A 13929-nucleotide genomic window follows, 5' to 3' on the forward strand; every position below is an offset into this window, starting at 1 on the left:
GCGGATGGCCGCCGTGTCGTCCCACGGCGGCTTGGGGGAAGCGGCCTTGAAGAATGCGTGAAGAAGATGCTGCGGACCATGGGCCGTCGCGGGCGCTTTCACGACAGTGATGCCGTCGCGACCGTGTTTCATGCGATCTCTCCCCGTGCGTTCGACCAGTCTGCAAGCGGTGCGGCCTCGGGTGATCGGCCCACCGCTTGGTCGCGGGCGTCGCCGGCAAACGGGAACATGCTCGCGGGCGCAGCTCCGAGCGCTGGAGCAAGGGCGCGCTGGAGCCGCCGTCGCGCACGCAGGTGCCGGGTCTTGACCGTGGCGGTGTTGATGCCGAGCAGTTCGGCGACCTCGCCAACATCGAGTTCCTCGATCTGTCGCAGCACGAAGACCGTGCGGAACTGAGCGGGCAACCGGTCGATCGCATCATTGATCAGTTGCAGGATCTGGTGGCGCGCATAGGCCCGTTCGGGCGAACTCGGGATCGAGCCGCGCATTAGCGTCTCGCAATAGCTCTCCGCGATCGACGTAGGCTGCTCGAGCCATGCTCGGCGCCTCTGTACCAAGCGGGCATGCGCAAGCGCCGCATTGGAGACAATGCGCGTCAACCAGGTCGAAAGTGTCGATCGTCCTGCGAAGCTGCCGATACCCGCCAACGCGTTGAGGTAGGCGCTTTGGACGGCATCTTGGGCGTCCTCGCGATTGCGCAGGATCCGCCAGGCGGTGCGCTGCAACTGCCGATCATTGCGCTGCATGACGAGGGCGAGCTCCGAGGCCAGCTCAAGTTTGGAACGGGCGTCGCCGCGCGGAGCAGCGGAAATGCCGGGATGAAACGCGGCGCCAGAACAAGCGGACATATTTGCCTCCATTCACCTCGCATCCGGGGAAGAGAGATGCGACAATCGCCGCGATCGGCCGCGCCGCGGTTCACTCCGCGTTACGAGGGTTGCGAAGGCCCGATTTCACGCCAGATCGGCGATCTGTCGTCGCGACGGACAGAGCGCCAGGTCCCCGTCGCTTAGCGGAGGGCAGAACCCAGTGCCTGGAAGCGTGCCGTGCTACTGCCCGGATGAATTCCAAGGCGCCGAACAGTTAGAAAACTGGCCATTGCGCTTTCAATATTCGTCTCGACCACACAATGTTCGAGATGATGTTCGCGGATGCTTTTGGGCGAGTGCGCAAACTCCATCTTGCAGGAGGCATCATCGGCCCGCTAATCTCATGTAGCAAATGAATATTATTGGGCATTTACATGAAAGATATTGCTGTTAAATATTCACCTTGTCGGCGCTTCCATGCGGTCGCGCCATGAGCGGCGATTTCATCGATCCGGCTGCCGGAAAGCTGTTGAGGCCCGCCCAGCTCATCGATCCCGCCAAGCTGATCTATGCCTATTATGCTGGCGTTCCGGACCTGTCGGTGGCGACGCAGCGCATCCATTTCGGCACCTCGGGCCATCGCGGATCGGCGTTCCACAATGCGTTCAACGAGGCACATATCATCGCGGTGGCCGAGGCCGTCTGCCTGCATCGCAAGCGCGAGGGTATTGATGGTCCGCTATTCCTTGGCGTCGACACCCACGCCCTCTCGCGCCCGGCATTTGTCACCGCGCTGGAGGTGTTCGTCGCGAACGACGTGGAGACGATGATAGATGCCGACGAGGGCTTCACGCCGACCCCCGTCATCTCCCATGCCATCCTGACCTATAACCGTGGCCGGACGGCCGGCTTGGCCGATGGCGTCGTGCTCACCCCCTCGCACAATCCCCCGGAAGATGGCGGCTTCAAATATAATCCGCCGACGGGCGGCCCCGCCGGGTCCGACGTTACCAGCTGGATCGAAGCCACCGCGAACGAACTGCTGAAGGCCGGCATTCAAAATGTCCGGCGTGTTCCTTATGCACGGGCGCGCCAATCGGTGCGCGTGCACTCCCACGACTATATGGATCACTATATCGGGGATCTCGCCGGCGTGATCGACATGGAGGTGATTGCGGGGTCAGGGCTGGCACTCGGCATCGATCCTTTGGGTGGTGCCAGCGTGCACTATTGGCCCAAGATCATCGACCGGTACGGCCTCAATGGAACTGTCGTCGAGGACATGGTCGACCCTACATTCGGCTTCATGACCGCGGATTGGGACGGGAAGATCCGAATGGATTGCTCGTCGCCTTATGCCATGACCCGGCTGATCGGCATGCGCGACCGCTTCGACCTTGCGTTCGGCAACGATACCGACGCCGACCGCCATGGCATCGTCACGCGGACAGGTGGTCTGATGACGCCCAATCATTTTCTGGCGGCGTCGATCGCGTATCTGATCGATCATCGCCCGCAATGGACGCCGCGCTGCGGTATCGGCAAGACGATGGTGAGCAGCAGTGTGATCGATCGCATCGCGCACCGCGCTGGCCGGCCGCTTGTCGAAGTTCCGGTCGGGTTCAAATGGTTCGTCGACGGCCTCTACTCCGGCACCCTTGGCTTTGCTGGCGAGGAAAGTGCCGGCGCCTCCTTACTTCGCCGCGATGGTTTGGTCTGGACGACCGACAAGGACGGTTTGGCGCTAGGCCTGTTGGCAGCCGAGATCACGGCGCGCTCCGGGTCCGATCCGAACCAGGCCTATGACGCGCTGACACAAGAATTTGGGCAATTCTGGTACGAACGGATCGACGCACCGGCAGCGCCGGAGCAGATGGATGTGCTGCGCCGCGCCACGGCCGATCGGATCTCCGCCACCGAACTCGCTGGCGAACCGATCGAGGCGAAACTGACCGCCGCACCTGCCGGGGGCGAACCGTTCGGCGGTATCAAGATCATAACCGCGGGTGGCTGGTTTGCCGCGCGCCCATCCGGAACCGAGCCGATCTACAAGCTGTACGCCGAGAGCTTCCGCAGTGCCGACCATTTGCGCGCGATTCAGCGCGATGCCCAGACGATCGTCGAAGGCGTGTTCGCCCGGAGAGAGGCCGCTGGCGATCATGCCCACTGAAGGGGCCGGCTCAATCCGCAGCAACAGCCGGGTAAACGAGACCACCCGCGTCGGCCCGTGCCGCGGCGTTCATGACGGCAGGTTGGATGCGGGAAAGCCCCATCAGGTGGAAGACGTCTTGCTGCTTCAGCAGGAGATAGTCGGCCACGATCCGGCGATGGCATCGCCACCAGACGGCCTCGGCACACATGATCGCGCAGCGTCGATCCGCCGCATGCGCGAGAAGAAGATCCAAGCCGGTCCGAAATGTGTCGGACAGGGCATAGTCCGCATAATTATGGAAGCTCGGATTGATCCAGAAGCCATTGAGCTCTCGCGGAATCGTCTTCGATTTCTTGCGCAGGCCGCCCAATGCCAGGATCTGCTCATAGTCGATCTGCCATGACGCAAGGGTGGCTGGCAGCGTGTCGCGGTTGAATTGGGGATTGGCGCGCGAGCGGGAGATGCTGCGAATGTCCACCACCAGTTCCACCTTGCCGACTTGAAGCAGCGCGACGAAATCCGCGATCGACCGTGTCGAATGTCCGACCGTGTAGATGGGTTGGGCGGCCGACATCGAACGCTTAGCCCCGCACGTCGGTCGCGGCGCCGCGATGCCGCGCGATCTTTTCCAGCTCGGGCCAGGCCTGCCGGATCGCGGCGCGCAGGTGTGGAAGAACCTCCTCCTCGAACCAGGGGTGTTTTCGCGCCCAGATCGTCACGCGCCATGAGGGGTGCGGAAGCGGGAACAAGGTGGGTAGATAGGATGCGAAATCGCGGACTCGTTCGGTAAGGTGTCCCGGACCGAGCACATGATTTTGGGCATGGCTTCCCACCAGAAGCGTCAGGCGTAGCCCGGGCATTGCTGCGAGCAGCCGCTCCCGCCACAGCCGTGCGCATTCCGGGCGGGGCGGGGCGTCACCTTGTCCAGCGCGCCCCGGATAGCACAGGCCCAAGGGAAGGATGGCGATATGGGCGGCGTCGTAGAATTGATCCTCAGATATACCCATCCAGTCGCGCAACCGATCGCCCGACGGATCGGAAAAGGGAACGCCGCTGGCGTGGACCTTGGTGCCTGGCGCCTGGCTTGCAATCAGTATGCGGGCGGTTGCGGACATCTGCAGGACCGGTCTCGGACCGAGGGGCAAGAGGTCGCCGCATGCGGTGCAAGCCCGGACCTCCGCCAGCAAGTGTTCCAGATCGTTCACGCGTCCAGCGCGGCGTGGGGCAGGCTGTGGATGTGAATCTGATCCGCTGAGTATTTCCTCAGAATATCGATGGCGCGCACCTCGCTCGCAGGGTCTCGCGTTCTTACCCACAGCAGCAGTCCGCCGCGTATGATTTGTTCCTCGAGATAATGCGCATGATGCTCTCCGAGCCATTTGGCGAGCACCGAACCGACGAGTCCACCGGCGCCACCCGCAAGGGCGGCACCCGTGATGACGGCGAGCAGCGTACCACCTGTTGCGACGATCGCACCGACCGCGGCGAGCGCACCTACATACACCAGCCCGCCGATGATACCGCCCTCCGCGTCGCCAATCGCTTCGGTCGACACAAAGGCGGCGCGTGGCACGTCCGGATTGTCGGCGAGAATATCTACTCTGGAATAGCGATGGCCCAGTTTCTCCTCGACTGCCTGTTCGCTTGCCAGCAGACTGAGCTCGGACCGATGGAAGCCCGAGCTGAGCAGCGCGTCGATCGCGTCCTGCAACTGCTCCGAACTGTGAAAAATGCCGACTGCTTCGCGTGGTAAATCTGCGGCGTCATCGATCGCCATGAGGTTTCTCCGTTTCTTGGGGTCATCGGCACCGCGACCGAAATCCCTTGGTTGTCGCCGGACGCTCACCGGCGGGATGGATTTTGCGCGAGATAAGCGATGATATCGGCCCGCTCTTGCGGCGAACTCACACGAAAGCCCATCATAGTGCCGGGCACCATGACTGTCGGTGCTGTCAACCAACGGTCGAGATTGGCGGGGGTCCAGACAATGTGGGACGCGCTGAGCGCCGTTGAATAGTGGAAGCCGGCAACATGGCCCGCCCGTCGTCCGACGACGCCGCGATGTGCCGGTCCGACGCGATTGCTATCAAGCGAATGGCATGCGCCACATTTCGCCTGATAGAGGTCGGCTCCGCGGACCGCATCGCCGCGCGGCGCGCCGCCCCCCCCGAGTGCCGCGCCGTTGATCGCTATCACCGCCGCAAGCGCGAGCGCGCGTGTTCCCGCTCGGAATTTGGCGTCGGCCATAAAGCCTATCCGAAAATCGGCGCCTGTTGCGGAATGGGTTCGTTCAGAACATTCCCAAGGATCGCGGCATGAAATGCCTCATCGCCGGCCAGGCGCGCGGAGAGCAGATGAAACTCGGTCGCCTGGAGCGACGGGATGATGCCCAGATAGGCGTTTGCGGCACCGCGCTCGAGGCGCAGTGCGAGCTTGAGGACATCAGCCTGGGTTTTCAGGGCGCCTGCGCCGAGCGAAGCGGCATAGTCAGCGATCGATTTGCTGGTGGCAGCGACGCCACCCAGGCGTCCGATTGCCGCCGCCAGATCATCGCGATGCGTCTTGTGATGGCTTTGGAAGGTGATGCCCACCTTGAGGACATCCGCTGACAGAAGTCCGCTTTGTGCGGCGATCTGATAGGCGGCGATCCCTTCATGCTCCAGCGCCAGGGCGGCGTTGAGAAGTTGCACATCCTGCGCCGGCCGATCGGCTTGCCTCGCCGCAGCTGGAACGCCGCCGCCAAGTAAAGCGACCAGTCCGGCCGCGGAAAGCGTGGTCACGCCACGGGTAAGAACGGCGCGGCGGCTGCTGCTCGGGATATCGATCATCTTGCTGGTCCTCCTTCTTGGATCACTATTGTTGGTCGGACATCTCCCGCCGCCGCTTTGCGAAGAATCCGTTGTCCAGTCGGCTCCGAGCAACTTGTGGTCACCCATCGTCGATCGTTTCCTTTTGTCCATTTGATGAGACGCATCGCAAAAGGTTCCCGAAAAATGGGAAGAGGGTGGATCACGGGGCCGATCAGACTGCCGGACACGCCGATGCGCGCTTCCCAAGTAGAAAGCGTCGGGACGAGCGATGGGGGGTTCGACAACCAGCCTTTAGGGAAGGGCGAGGGGCATGTGCTCGCATTCGTGCAGGGTGAGGTGGCACAAGCAGAGCGTCCACATAGCGGAAGAGGGCGTCTATATTATCCGTGTTGCTCTAAAGGGGATTTATATGCAATTTTGGTGTTACAAACGGGCAATAATATTAATTCGACTTCCTTTAAGCCTGCGCGCAATTGTTGGTACACGAATCGCGTAGGGATGACGCTCGGCGTCATGTGGCAGGAAGGGACACCCTCATATGCCGGTCGATACACCATTGAGCTCGTCGGTCGGTTTCGGGATGTCAGGCCGTGCGCGCGACATTGCAACGCCAACCAATAAGGATCACGCGCCACCAGCACTGAGCTCCAGCGCGATCGAGCGGATGCTCGCTCTAGGTCAGATGAGCAGGGGTTTCGTGCATGATTTCCGGAACGTCCTCGGCGTGATTTCCGCCGCGGTGCGTCTTGCCGAACGACATGCTGACGATCCTTCTTTGTTCACCGACTTTCTCGTGGGCGCGCAGGAAGGGGTAGAGCGCGGGTTGCGGATGACCGCTCGACTACTCAACTTCGCGAGCGGCCATGATTGCGACATCCACGCTCAAAACGTCAATGATGCCCTGGTACGATTGGAAAGCCTGCTGCGATATGCTGCCGGATCGGGTATTCGGATTGTGGTACAGCTCGGTCCCAACGTCCCGGATTTTGAATTTGAATTTCCGCAGTTCAACGCCGCGATCATGAATCTCGTCGTCAACGCGCGGGATGCCATGCCCGACGGTGGGACCATCGAGATTAGCACCGCTCTGGTTTCACGACCCGTATCGCGCGACCTAGGGTCCGATCATTACGTCCGGGTTCGCGTGAGAGACAATGGTACGGGCATGGACGCGGGCGTCAGGCGCAGAATCTTCGATCCCTTCTTTACCACCAAGGCGAGCGCCGGTACGGGACTGGGCATCCCGCAGGTTGATGCGTTCATGCGACAGTCCGGAGGCTTCTTGAGGATCGACACCGCGATCGATGTCGGCACCACCTTTGATCTCTTTTTTCCCTGTGGCGTCGATTCCACCGACCCCCACCAGTCCCTGTGCAAGCTCGCTGGATCGATCGACTTGTCGATGGGAAGCGCCGGCTCGTCACCCGAGTGATTCCCCTATGGGCGCGGCGGCGGTCTGTCGGGGAACCGCGCATCATAGACAGCGGAATGAGCACCGTACCCAAAGCGTGCAATCGCCATCTGTTCGGCTGCCATGGCGCGCGCGCGAAGGGTGGGTTTATCGACGGGATCGGCCTTGGCGTGCGCGATTTCGGCCGCGTACCACGCTTCGAGAATATCGTCGTCGGAGCGCCGACGCACGCCGTTTTGCTCCAACAACCTCTCAAGCTGGTCCACCAGCTCGCTTATGCGATAGGGCTTGGCGATAAAGCCCGCGCCGATTGGCAAGGCATTGGGCTCGGGACGTACGCGTCCTGAATTTACGAGAATGACCGTTTCGGGCCAGCGGTCGCGGATCGTGCTGGCGAGCGCCAGGCCGTCCATGCCACCCGGCATTTCGACGTCAGTGACGACAACGCCGATATCGCGACGATGGTCGAGAATCGTGAGCGCATCACGAGCGTCATGAGCCTCGAATACGCGATAACCCTCATCCATAAGGGCTTCGGCGGCGAACATGCGCACAAGCGGTTCGTCCTCAACGACGAGGACGATATTGTGATCCGGCGCGGACCCTTGCGGGTTCTCCATTATACATACCTCTCCGCGCCGCTCGATGGTTTCTTTCCGCAGCGCGTCGGTCTCATGCTGCGGACCGCGCGCTAGACTACTTCTCCAGCCACGTCATAGGCAGGGGTTGACGGTTCCGTCTCGCCGACCGGTGCCACCTGCTCGCTGATCAAAATGGCGAATTTCGCGCCGGCATAGCAGCGGCCGGGCTGATGCCAGGCGCGGGTGACGATCTGGATCTTGCCATTGATCTCGACCTGCTCGCCCGGGGTTGGGGAGCGCGCAAAATGGAAGCATCCGGTGGGTGTGGCATTCTTATGGTCGCGACCATCAAAGACATCGACTAGCATCTCGTTTCCTCTTCATTTGACAGAAACAGGTGACGGCGCCGGATATTGCCAGGGCTCGCCTCGGCCGAGGGCGGCGTCATATTGTTTCTCGGCGAAGGACCAGTTGGCGAGCTTGGTCCACCACAGCGTCAGCCACTGGGCGCGATCCTGCCGATAGTCGATGTAATAGGCATGCTCCCACACGTCGCAGCACAGGAGCGGGGTGACACCGTCATCCAGAACAGGACATCCGGCATCATGGGTTGAGATGACCTCAAGCCTGTTGCCCCGCGCCACGAGCCAGACCCAGCCGGACGCGAAATGGCCTGCGCCTTCTGCAACGAAGCGCGTTCCGAGCGCTTCCAGCCCGCCAAAGCTGGCGTTGATGGCAGTGGTGAGCACATCGCCCGGTTGAGTGGGCGCCGGCGTCATGCTTTCCCAGAAGAAGCCATGGTTCCAGGCTTGGGCTGCATTGTTGAACAACCCTTGCGCGCCGTTCGCATGGGCGGCGCGAATGACGGACTCGAGTGTCGATGCCGCTTCATTCCGTTCGGCCAGCAGACGATTAAGCGTCTCGACATAGCGCGCATGATGCTTGCCGTGATGGATCGTCAACGTCTCCGCGGAGAGGACGGGCACCAGAGCATCGATGCCATAGGGAAGGGGAGGGAGTTCGAATGCGACGGCGCCTGCGACAGAGGACCGTAAGGTGCTTGAGCCTAGATCAGCCACGGTAAATCTCCAGATTTTGAGGGAACAGAAGCAGTTCGCATGCACCGGCGACTGGCTGGCGCGCTGTTCGGCAGCTCAGCGATCATGGCCGGCTCCCGCGACGCGCGCGCTTAGCGCCGCGATGCAGAGCGAAATCGCACCATGTGCATGGTCGCCCGCCCATGATCCTTGCGCGCCCGCGACGATTGCGTGGGCGCCGTCCTCTTCGATCCAGCAGCCTGGCGGGACAAGGGTCGCGGCTGCCGAGCGGACTTCGGAATAGCGCAGCGCCCGCACGCGTGTGCCGTCGGCTTGCGACCAGATCCCGGCCTCGATACGCGGCAGTTCGATCAAAGCGGGGAACACGGCCAAGGCGATCTCGCCATCGAGCACGCGACTTGACGTGATGGCCCGTTGGCAGGCCGCAATGGCGACCGCGAGCTGCGCTCCGCCACGGCCAGCGGCCAAGGCCGACGGTGAGCGAAGCATGCTCATCGCGCGCGCGCCGTGCCGTCGGGTGGAGGCACGCCGCGACCATCCCGGTGGACCGGCTCGCAGACCGCGCGCAACAGACCATCGCTGATCGCATAAACCCATCCGTGCAACGTCAGGTCGGCTTGGGTCGCCCATGCAGTACGCACGAGGCGGTTGGCGGCGAGGGCTTCGACCTGAGCGACGACGTTCCGCTCGCACAGCGCATTGGCGTCGGCCTGATCAGGTGCGGCCTTGCAGGGATGCGCGTGGTGAACCTCCCGCACCGGTGCGAGCCAATCGCCGATCGCATCGGCGGTTGCGGGCGCCATGGCGGCCTGAATGCCGCCACAGCCATAATGGCCGACGACGATAATATGTTGAACGTGCAGCGCCTCGATCGCGAATTGCAGCGCTGCTGCAAAGTTGGGATCATTCTCCATTGCGAGATTGGCGACGTTGCGGTGGACGAACATCTCGCCGGGATCGAGGTTGACGATCTCGGTCGCAGGCACGCGGCTATCCGAACATCCTATCCAGAAGTAGCTGGGCCGCTGCTGGCCGACGAGGCGGCTGAAGAAGCTCGGATCGACCAAAGTCTTGGAATTTGCCCAAGCCTGATTGCGGGCGAACAGGTCGGCAAGGTCATTATCGTCACCGCGCGTCACGGTGGCGGGTTTTGCGACCGCCCTGTTCTCCCGCAGGCTCATCACTGACCAGTCTTCTCGAGATCGACGACCCGCAGATAGGGTTTGAGGGTGGTGTACCCCTGCGGGAACAGGCGCGATGCCTCTTCCTCGGACAATTTGGGCGAGATGACGACAGGCTCGCCTGGGTTCCAGTTGACCGGCGTTGCGATGCTGCGGGCGTCGGTAAGCTGCAGGCTGTCGATCGCGCGCAGGATCTCCGCAAAATTGCGCCCCGTCGAGGGCGGATAGGTCAGGATCAGGCGGACCTTGCGCAAAGGATCGATGACAAAAACCGATCGGACGGTGACGGTGGGATCACTCTCCGGATGGATCATGTCGTACAGCGTCGAGACGCGGGCATCGGGATCGGCGATCATCGGAAAATCGAGCTTCGCGCCCTGGGTTTCCTCGATGTCGCCCTCCCATCGGCGATGCGCTTCGACTGGATCGACCGAGAGTCCGATCGGCTTGACGTTGCGCTTGTCCCATTCAGGACGCAGCTTGGCGACTTCGCCGAGTTCGGTGGTACACACCGGAGTGAAGTTCTTCGGGTGGCTGAACAGGACGCCCCAGCTGGACCCAAGCCAGTCGTGGAAGCGCAGGAGGCCGTGCGTGCTGTTCTGTTCAAAGTCGGGGGCAATCTGCCCAAGCTGGATGGTCATGGAGACTCCTTCATGCTGCGCGGCCCATTGTGAGGGGCTGGCAAACATCAAACAAGCGAATGATATTCATATTTTATATAAATAATGTTGTTGTAAACTTAGCGCTTGGGGGCGAGCCATCCAATGGAAAATAGGGCCGCGACAGAAGCGAGGAGCATCGCAACGGCGTCGTCATTCTTGTCGATGACACGGGCCTCTTCGACCAGCCACAGCATCACCCGGATCGACACGATGGCGCCCACGATTGCGACCATCCAGTTTACATGCGGCGATCGGACATTCTCATCTTTGCCCGTCTGGATGCGGACTATGTGGTGGCCTTTCTTCATCGCCATAGCCGGCTCCGCCGCTGTCCGCTCGGTCGCTGGCTCACATCCTTGCGGTGCGTTGGTCTGGATGGGCCGGAGACCGGCGGCCAGACGAAATGAATGTCGAAAGGCGGCGGAATCTCGTGCGATCTTCCACGCACCTGGCGCTGTGCCGACCGTTCGATGTGAAGGCTGACGACAATACCGACACAGACCGCTGCGAAGAACGTCATCGCGGCGATCGAGAAGCCCGTACTGAAGAACCCACGATCATGAAAATAAAGGATGCCGAGGCCGACGCCGACCAGCAGGAGGGAAAGCGCACCGATGGTCGCGTACAGCTCAGACTTCCTGGGCGGGCGTTCGGGCCGGAAGGATCCTGGATGTCTCACTGCGCATTATGCTCGATCGTTGCATGCTCTTCGATGCTGGTTGGGCGGTGAGGGTCTCACCTTGCACTGGGACCATCGATCCGCTAGCATCTATAAAGCAAATGAATATTATTGCGCTTTGAGCATAAGGAATTTGCTGTATGGACATCAGCGCCGCCCGCACTTTTCTGGAAGTCGTCAAGACAGGCAGCTTCGTAAGTGCGGCGGCCAATCTCCATTTAACCCAAACCGCGGTCAGCGCCCGTATCCGGGTGTTGGAGGACCAACTCGATCGGCCGCTGTTTGTCCGCAACAAGGCTGGCGCCAAACTCACACCTGCCGGCGAGCAGTTTCTGCGATTTGCAACCACATTGGTTCAGGTCTGGGCGCGCGCGCAGCGCGCAGTTGCTCTGCCGCCCGGTCGGGAAACTGTCGTTACCGTAGGGGTCGAACTCAGCCTATGGAGTCCGCTCTTGCGGCACTGGCTGCTGTGGATGCGGCGCGAATGTCCGGACATCGCTGTCAGTACACATATCGATGGCTCAGAGCGTCTCATGGAGCAGGTGCAGGAGGGATCGCTGGACGTTGCCGTGCTCTACGCGGCCCCGAGCCGGCCGGGGATCATCGCGGAGTTGCTGTTTGAAGAGAAGCTGATCCTGGTCCGCACGACACCGACCGACCGACCTCTCGCCCGCGAGGATCACGTGCTAGTGGATTGGGGCGAGGAATTTGCAGCGAGCCACCAGGCGGCCTTTCCCGACGAACCCAATGCGGTGGTGTCGATCAGCTATGGTCCGCTCGCTCTCGACTATATCCTAGCCACAGGTGGTTGCGGCTATTTTCGCCAGGGTTTTATCCGCTCCTATCTCGATGAAGGGCGGCTCGCGCTCGTGCCGAACAGCCCGGAATTCTCCTACTCCGCTTATGTGGTACATTCGACCAAAGCCGACCAAGAGGTAATGAATCGCATCCGAGCGGGCCTTCGGGAAGCTGCGGCGCTTTCAGTGTGACAGGTGATCCATGATACCAGACGAGCCCTCATCTCCGGTTTGCTACATGGCCGAGGCCGACGATGTCTATATGGGCTATGCTGGCCGCGACGAAATTGTCGAGCATCTCAACGCGTTGCTTGAGGCCGAGCGAGCGGGGGCCAAGGTCGCGCTCGCCAGCAGCAGAATGCCGGCCACACGCACCTATACGTCGCTGATGCGTACGGTTCGGGCCGATGAAGCGCGATGGTGCGCAATGCTCGCCGAGCAGATCACACGCCTGGAGGCGGCACCGTCGCGCAAGACGGGTGCGTTTCGGGAAAAGGCGCTGGCGATCGCGGATCCTTTTGATCGGTTGGCTTTCCTCAATCGGGGCCAGGCATGGGTTGTTCGAAAGCTGGAAGAGATGCTCCCGCGTGTGCGCGACGAGCAGCTTCACGGCGCCCTCAAGGAAATGCTGGAAAGCCATAGGCAGAATATCCAGAGCGCTGCTGTGCTCCTTAATGCGGAAAACGCCGCACGTTGAGCCCGCCGCCCGACACATGCACGTCGTGTGGCGCAGGGCGATCATGTCGTTTCACAACGGGTTATATGTTCCGACCTAGCCAGACGCAGGATTGACGAACAGCTCAACGCAACCCGCTGCGCCCTTGAGTGGGCGCGTGTCCCGCGCTATTGCAATCGAAAATCGAATATGAATACGCGTTAAGCGTAAGGAATTTGTGCAGTGGACATCGGGATAGCGCGAACCTTTCTTGAGGTTGTGAAGACCGGCAGCTTCGTGGGGGCTGCCGCCAATCTCAACCTCACCCAGACCGCGGTCAGCGCACGTATCCGGGTCCTGGAAGAACAACTCGACTGCCCGGTGTTCATCCGCAACAAGGCCGGCGCCAAATTAACGCCTGCGGGCGAGCAGTTCCTGCGGTTCGCCACGACGCTGGTGCAGGTGTGGTCCCGGGCACGCCGGGCGGTGGCCTTGCCGCCGGGTCGTGAGACGGTGGTCACCGTGGGCGCGGAACTGAGCCTGTGGAATCCGCTCCTTCGCCACTGGCTTCTCTGGATGCGGCGGGAATGTCCCGAAATCGCGGTTCGGACCCAGATCGACACGGCCGAGAATCTGATGGAGCAGGTCCAGGATGGATCGCTCGATGTCGCGATCCTTTATGCCGCGCCGCACCGGCCGGGTGTCATCGCCGAGCTCCTGTTCGAAGAGAAGCTGGTGATGGTGAGAACCACGCCCACGACGACGCCCCTGTCCCCGCAAGACCATGTCCAGATCGATTGGGGCGATGAGTTTGCGGCGAGCTTCCAGGCTGCCTTTCCGGATCATCCCAATGCCGTGGTTTCGATCAGCTACGGCCCGCTGGCGCTAGAATATATTTTGGCGACGGGCGGCAGTGGCTATTTCCGGAAAGGATTCATCCGCTCCTACCTTGAGGAGAACCGTCTTGTCCTTGTCCCCGGCAGCCCAGAATTCTCCTATTCCGCTTATGTCGTGCACTCCACCAAAGCGGATCCGGGCGTGATGGACCGGATCCGCGAGGGGCTTCGCGCCGCCGCCAAGATCGCCGTCTGATCGCCCGCGACCGGGATTGCGCTGCGGTGCGCCGGGTGGAGC

The 13929-nt window shown here is 61.7% G+C and carries 19 protein-coding genes; 6 read left to right on the forward strand and 13 right to left on the reverse strand.

The annotated features are described in order from the left end of the window. Window positions 1-128: 128 nt before the first annotated feature. On the reverse strand, window positions 129-848 hold the full coding sequence (locus tag HHL26_RS20010; protein WP_240962531.1) for a sigma-70 family RNA polymerase sigma factor: 720 nt from the start codon (window positions 846-848) through the stop codon (window positions 129-131). A gap of 451 nt (window positions 849-1299) precedes the next feature. Here HHL26_RS20010 and pgm point away from each other — a divergent pair, with 451 nt between their 5' ends. Then, window positions 1300-2979: a phosphoglucomutase (alpha-D-glucose-1,6-bisphosphate-dependent) gene (gene pgm, locus HHL26_RS20015; RefSeq protein ID WP_169576645.1), complete on the forward strand. Its 1680-nt coding sequence runs from the start codon at window positions 1300-1302 to the stop codon at window positions 2977-2979. 10 nt (window positions 2980-2989) lie between these two features. On the opposite strand, the gene HHL26_RS20020 is transcribed toward pgm, so the two are convergent. The 5 genes from HHL26_RS20020 to HHL26_RS20035 all read right to left on the reverse strand — a co-directional run bounded on the left by HHL26_RS20020 (window position 2990) and on the right by HHL26_RS20035 (window position 5789). Continuing rightward, window positions 2990-3535 (reverse strand): DUF488 domain-containing protein, encoded by a 546-nt coding sequence (locus tag HHL26_RS20020; protein WP_169576646.1) that lies wholly within the window; start codon window positions 3533-3535, stop codon window positions 2990-2992. 7 nt (window positions 3536-3542) lie between these two features. Next, a complete protein-coding gene (locus HHL26_RS20025) occupies window positions 3543-4076 on the reverse strand; it encodes a uracil-DNA glycosylase family protein (RefSeq protein WP_240962532.1) in 534 nt (177 codons plus the stop codon). Between the two features lie 86 nt (window positions 4077-4162). Then, window positions 4163-4738, reverse strand: coding sequence for a hypothetical protein (locus HHL26_RS24070; RefSeq protein WP_206377554.1), 576 nt, complete (start codon window positions 4736-4738; stop codon window positions 4163-4165). A gap of 65 nt (window positions 4739-4803) precedes the next feature. Next, window positions 4804-5208, reverse strand: coding sequence for a c-type cytochrome (locus HHL26_RS20030; RefSeq protein WP_169576648.1), 405 nt, complete (start codon window positions 5206-5208; stop codon window positions 4804-4806). Window positions 5209-5213: 5 nt separating this feature from the next. Continuing rightward, window positions 5214-5789 (reverse strand): ferritin-like domain-containing protein, encoded by a 576-nt coding sequence (locus tag HHL26_RS20035; protein ID WP_169576649.1) that lies wholly within the window; start codon window positions 5787-5789, stop codon window positions 5214-5216. A gap of 520 nt (window positions 5790-6309) precedes the next feature. On the opposite strand from HHL26_RS20035, the gene HHL26_RS20040 reads away from it, so the two are divergent. Then, entirely contained in the window at window positions 6310-7203 is an 894-nt protein-coding gene (locus HHL26_RS20040) for an ATP-binding protein (protein WP_240962533.1), read from the forward strand. 5 nt (window positions 7204-7208) lie between these two features. Here HHL26_RS20040 and HHL26_RS20045 read toward each other — a convergent pair whose 3' ends face one another. The 7 genes from HHL26_RS20045 to HHL26_RS20075 all read right to left on the reverse strand — a co-directional run bounded on the left by HHL26_RS20045 (window position 7209) and on the right by HHL26_RS20075 (window position 10978). Further along, on the reverse strand, window positions 7209-7802 hold the full coding sequence (locus HHL26_RS20045) for a response regulator (protein WP_169576650.1): 594 nt from the start codon (window positions 7800-7802) through the stop codon (window positions 7209-7211). 71 nt (window positions 7803-7873) lie between these two features. After that, on the reverse strand, window positions 7874-8131 hold the full coding sequence (locus tag HHL26_RS20050) for a hypothetical protein (protein WP_169576651.1): 258 nt from the start codon (window positions 8129-8131) through the stop codon (window positions 7874-7876). 12 nt (window positions 8132-8143) lie between these two features. Then, window positions 8144-8842, reverse strand: a complete 699-nt coding sequence (locus tag HHL26_RS24635; protein WP_169576652.1) for a superoxide dismutase — start codon at window positions 8840-8842, stop codon at window positions 8144-8146. 75 nt (window positions 8843-8917) lie between these two features. Continuing rightward, window positions 8918-9316 carry a hypothetical protein gene (locus HHL26_RS20060; protein ID WP_240962534.1) on the reverse strand — a complete coding sequence of 133 codons (399 nt, stop codon included), beginning with the start codon at window positions 9314-9316 and terminating at the stop codon, window positions 8918-8920. Then, window positions 9313-10002, reverse strand: coding sequence for a carbonic anhydrase (locus HHL26_RS20065; RefSeq protein ID WP_169576653.1), 690 nt, complete (start codon window positions 10000-10002; stop codon window positions 9313-9315). The genes HHL26_RS20060 and HHL26_RS20065 overlap by 4 nt, the downstream gene beginning before the upstream one ends. Beyond that, window positions 10002-10643 (reverse strand): peroxiredoxin, encoded by a 642-nt coding sequence (locus tag HHL26_RS20070; protein ID WP_169576654.1) that lies wholly within the window; start codon window positions 10641-10643, stop codon window positions 10002-10004. The genes HHL26_RS20065 and HHL26_RS20070 overlap by 1 nt, the downstream gene beginning before the upstream one ends. Before the next feature lie 98 nt (window positions 10644-10741). Then, window positions 10742-10978 carry a hypothetical protein gene (locus tag HHL26_RS20075; RefSeq protein WP_169576655.1) on the reverse strand — a complete coding sequence of 79 codons (237 nt, stop codon included), beginning with the start codon at window positions 10976-10978 and terminating at the stop codon, window positions 10742-10744. 89 nt (window positions 10979-11067) lie between these two features. Here HHL26_RS20075 and HHL26_RS20080 point away from each other — a divergent pair, with 89 nt between their 5' ends. The 4 genes from HHL26_RS20080 (at window position 11068) to HHL26_RS20095 (ending at window position 13887) form a co-directional block, all read left to right on the forward strand. Then, complete coding sequence (locus HHL26_RS20080; RefSeq protein WP_169576656.1) at window positions 11068-11394, forward strand: hypothetical protein; 327 nt, start codon at window positions 11068-11070, stop codon at window positions 11392-11394. An 89-nt stretch (window positions 11395-11483) separates the two neighbouring features. After that, window positions 11484-12332 (forward strand): LysR family transcriptional regulator, encoded by an 849-nt coding sequence (locus HHL26_RS20085; protein ID WP_169576657.1) that lies wholly within the window; start codon window positions 11484-11486, stop codon window positions 12330-12332. 10 nt (window positions 12333-12342) lie between these two features. After that, window positions 12343-12837, forward strand: coding sequence for a DUF6306 domain-containing protein (locus HHL26_RS20090; protein WP_169576658.1), 495 nt, complete (start codon window positions 12343-12345; stop codon window positions 12835-12837). Window positions 12838-13038: 201 nt separating this feature from the next. Then, entirely contained in the window at window positions 13039-13887 is an 849-nt protein-coding gene (locus HHL26_RS20095; protein WP_169576659.1) for a LysR family transcriptional regulator, read from the forward strand. Window positions 13888-13929 lie beyond the last annotated feature (42 nt).

This window comes from Sphingobium sp. TB-6, from assembly GCF_012927365.1.
In the GTDB taxonomy this organism is placed as follows: domain Bacteria; phylum Pseudomonadota; class Alphaproteobacteria; order Sphingomonadales; family Sphingomonadaceae; genus Sphingobium.

Coding starts and splice junctions, on each gene's coding strand:
- HHL26_RS20080 (WP_169576656.1), top strand. CDS start 11,068: ATGAATGTCGAAAGGCGGCGGAATCTCGTGCGATCTTCCACGCACCTG.
- HHL26_RS20050 (WP_169576651.1), bottom strand. CDS start 8,131: ATGCTAGTCGATGTCTTTGATGGTCGCGACCATAAGAATGCCACACCC.
- HHL26_RS20070 (WP_169576654.1), bottom strand. CDS start 10,643: ATGACCATCCAGCTTGGGCAGATTGCCCCCGACTTTGAACAGAACAGC.
- HHL26_RS20065 (WP_169576653.1), bottom strand. CDS start 10,002: ATGAGCCTGCGGGAGAACAGGGCGGTCGCAAAACCCGCCACCGTGACG.
- HHL26_RS20085 (WP_169576657.1), top strand. CDS start 11,484: ATGGACATCAGCGCCGCCCGCACTTTTCTGGAAGTCGTCAAGACAGGC.
- HHL26_RS20010 (WP_240962531.1), bottom strand. CDS start 848: ATGTCCGCTTGTTCTGGCGCCGCGTTTCATCCCGGCATTTCCGCTGCT.
- pgm (WP_169576645.1), top strand. CDS start 1,300: ATGAGCGGCGATTTCATCGATCCGGCTGCCGGAAAGCTGTTGAGGCCC.
- HHL26_RS24070 (WP_206377554.1), bottom strand. CDS start 4,738: ATGGCGATCGATGACGCCGCAGATTTACCACGCGAAGCAGTCGGCATT.
- HHL26_RS20090 (WP_169576658.1), top strand. CDS start 12,343: ATGATACCAGACGAGCCCTCATCTCCGGTTTGCTACATGGCCGAGGCC.
- HHL26_RS20020 (WP_169576646.1), bottom strand. CDS start 3,535: ATGTCGGCCGCCCAACCCATCTACACGGTCGGACATTCGACACGGTCG.
- HHL26_RS20060 (WP_240962534.1), bottom strand. CDS start 9,316: ATGAGCATGCTTCGCTCACCGTCGGCCTTGGCCGCTGGCCGTGGCGGA.
- HHL26_RS20075 (WP_169576655.1), bottom strand. CDS start 10,978: ATGGCGATGAAGAAAGGCCACCACATAGTCCGCATCCAGACGGGCAAA.
- HHL26_RS20025 (WP_240962532.1), bottom strand. CDS start 4,076: ATGTCCGCAACCGCCCGCATACTGATTGCAAGCCAGGCGCCAGGCACC.
- HHL26_RS20035 (WP_169576649.1), bottom strand. CDS start 5,789: ATGATCGATATCCCGAGCAGCAGCCGCCGCGCCGTTCTTACCCGTGGC.
- HHL26_RS20045 (WP_169576650.1), bottom strand. CDS start 7,802: ATGGAGAACCCGCAAGGGTCCGCGCCGGATCACAATATCGTCCTCGTC.
- HHL26_RS20030 (WP_169576648.1), bottom strand. CDS start 5,208: ATGGCCGACGCCAAATTCCGAGCGGGAACACGCGCGCTCGCGCTTGCG.
- HHL26_RS20040 (WP_240962533.1), top strand. CDS start 6,310: ATGCCGGTCGATACACCATTGAGCTCGTCGGTCGGTTTCGGGATGTCA.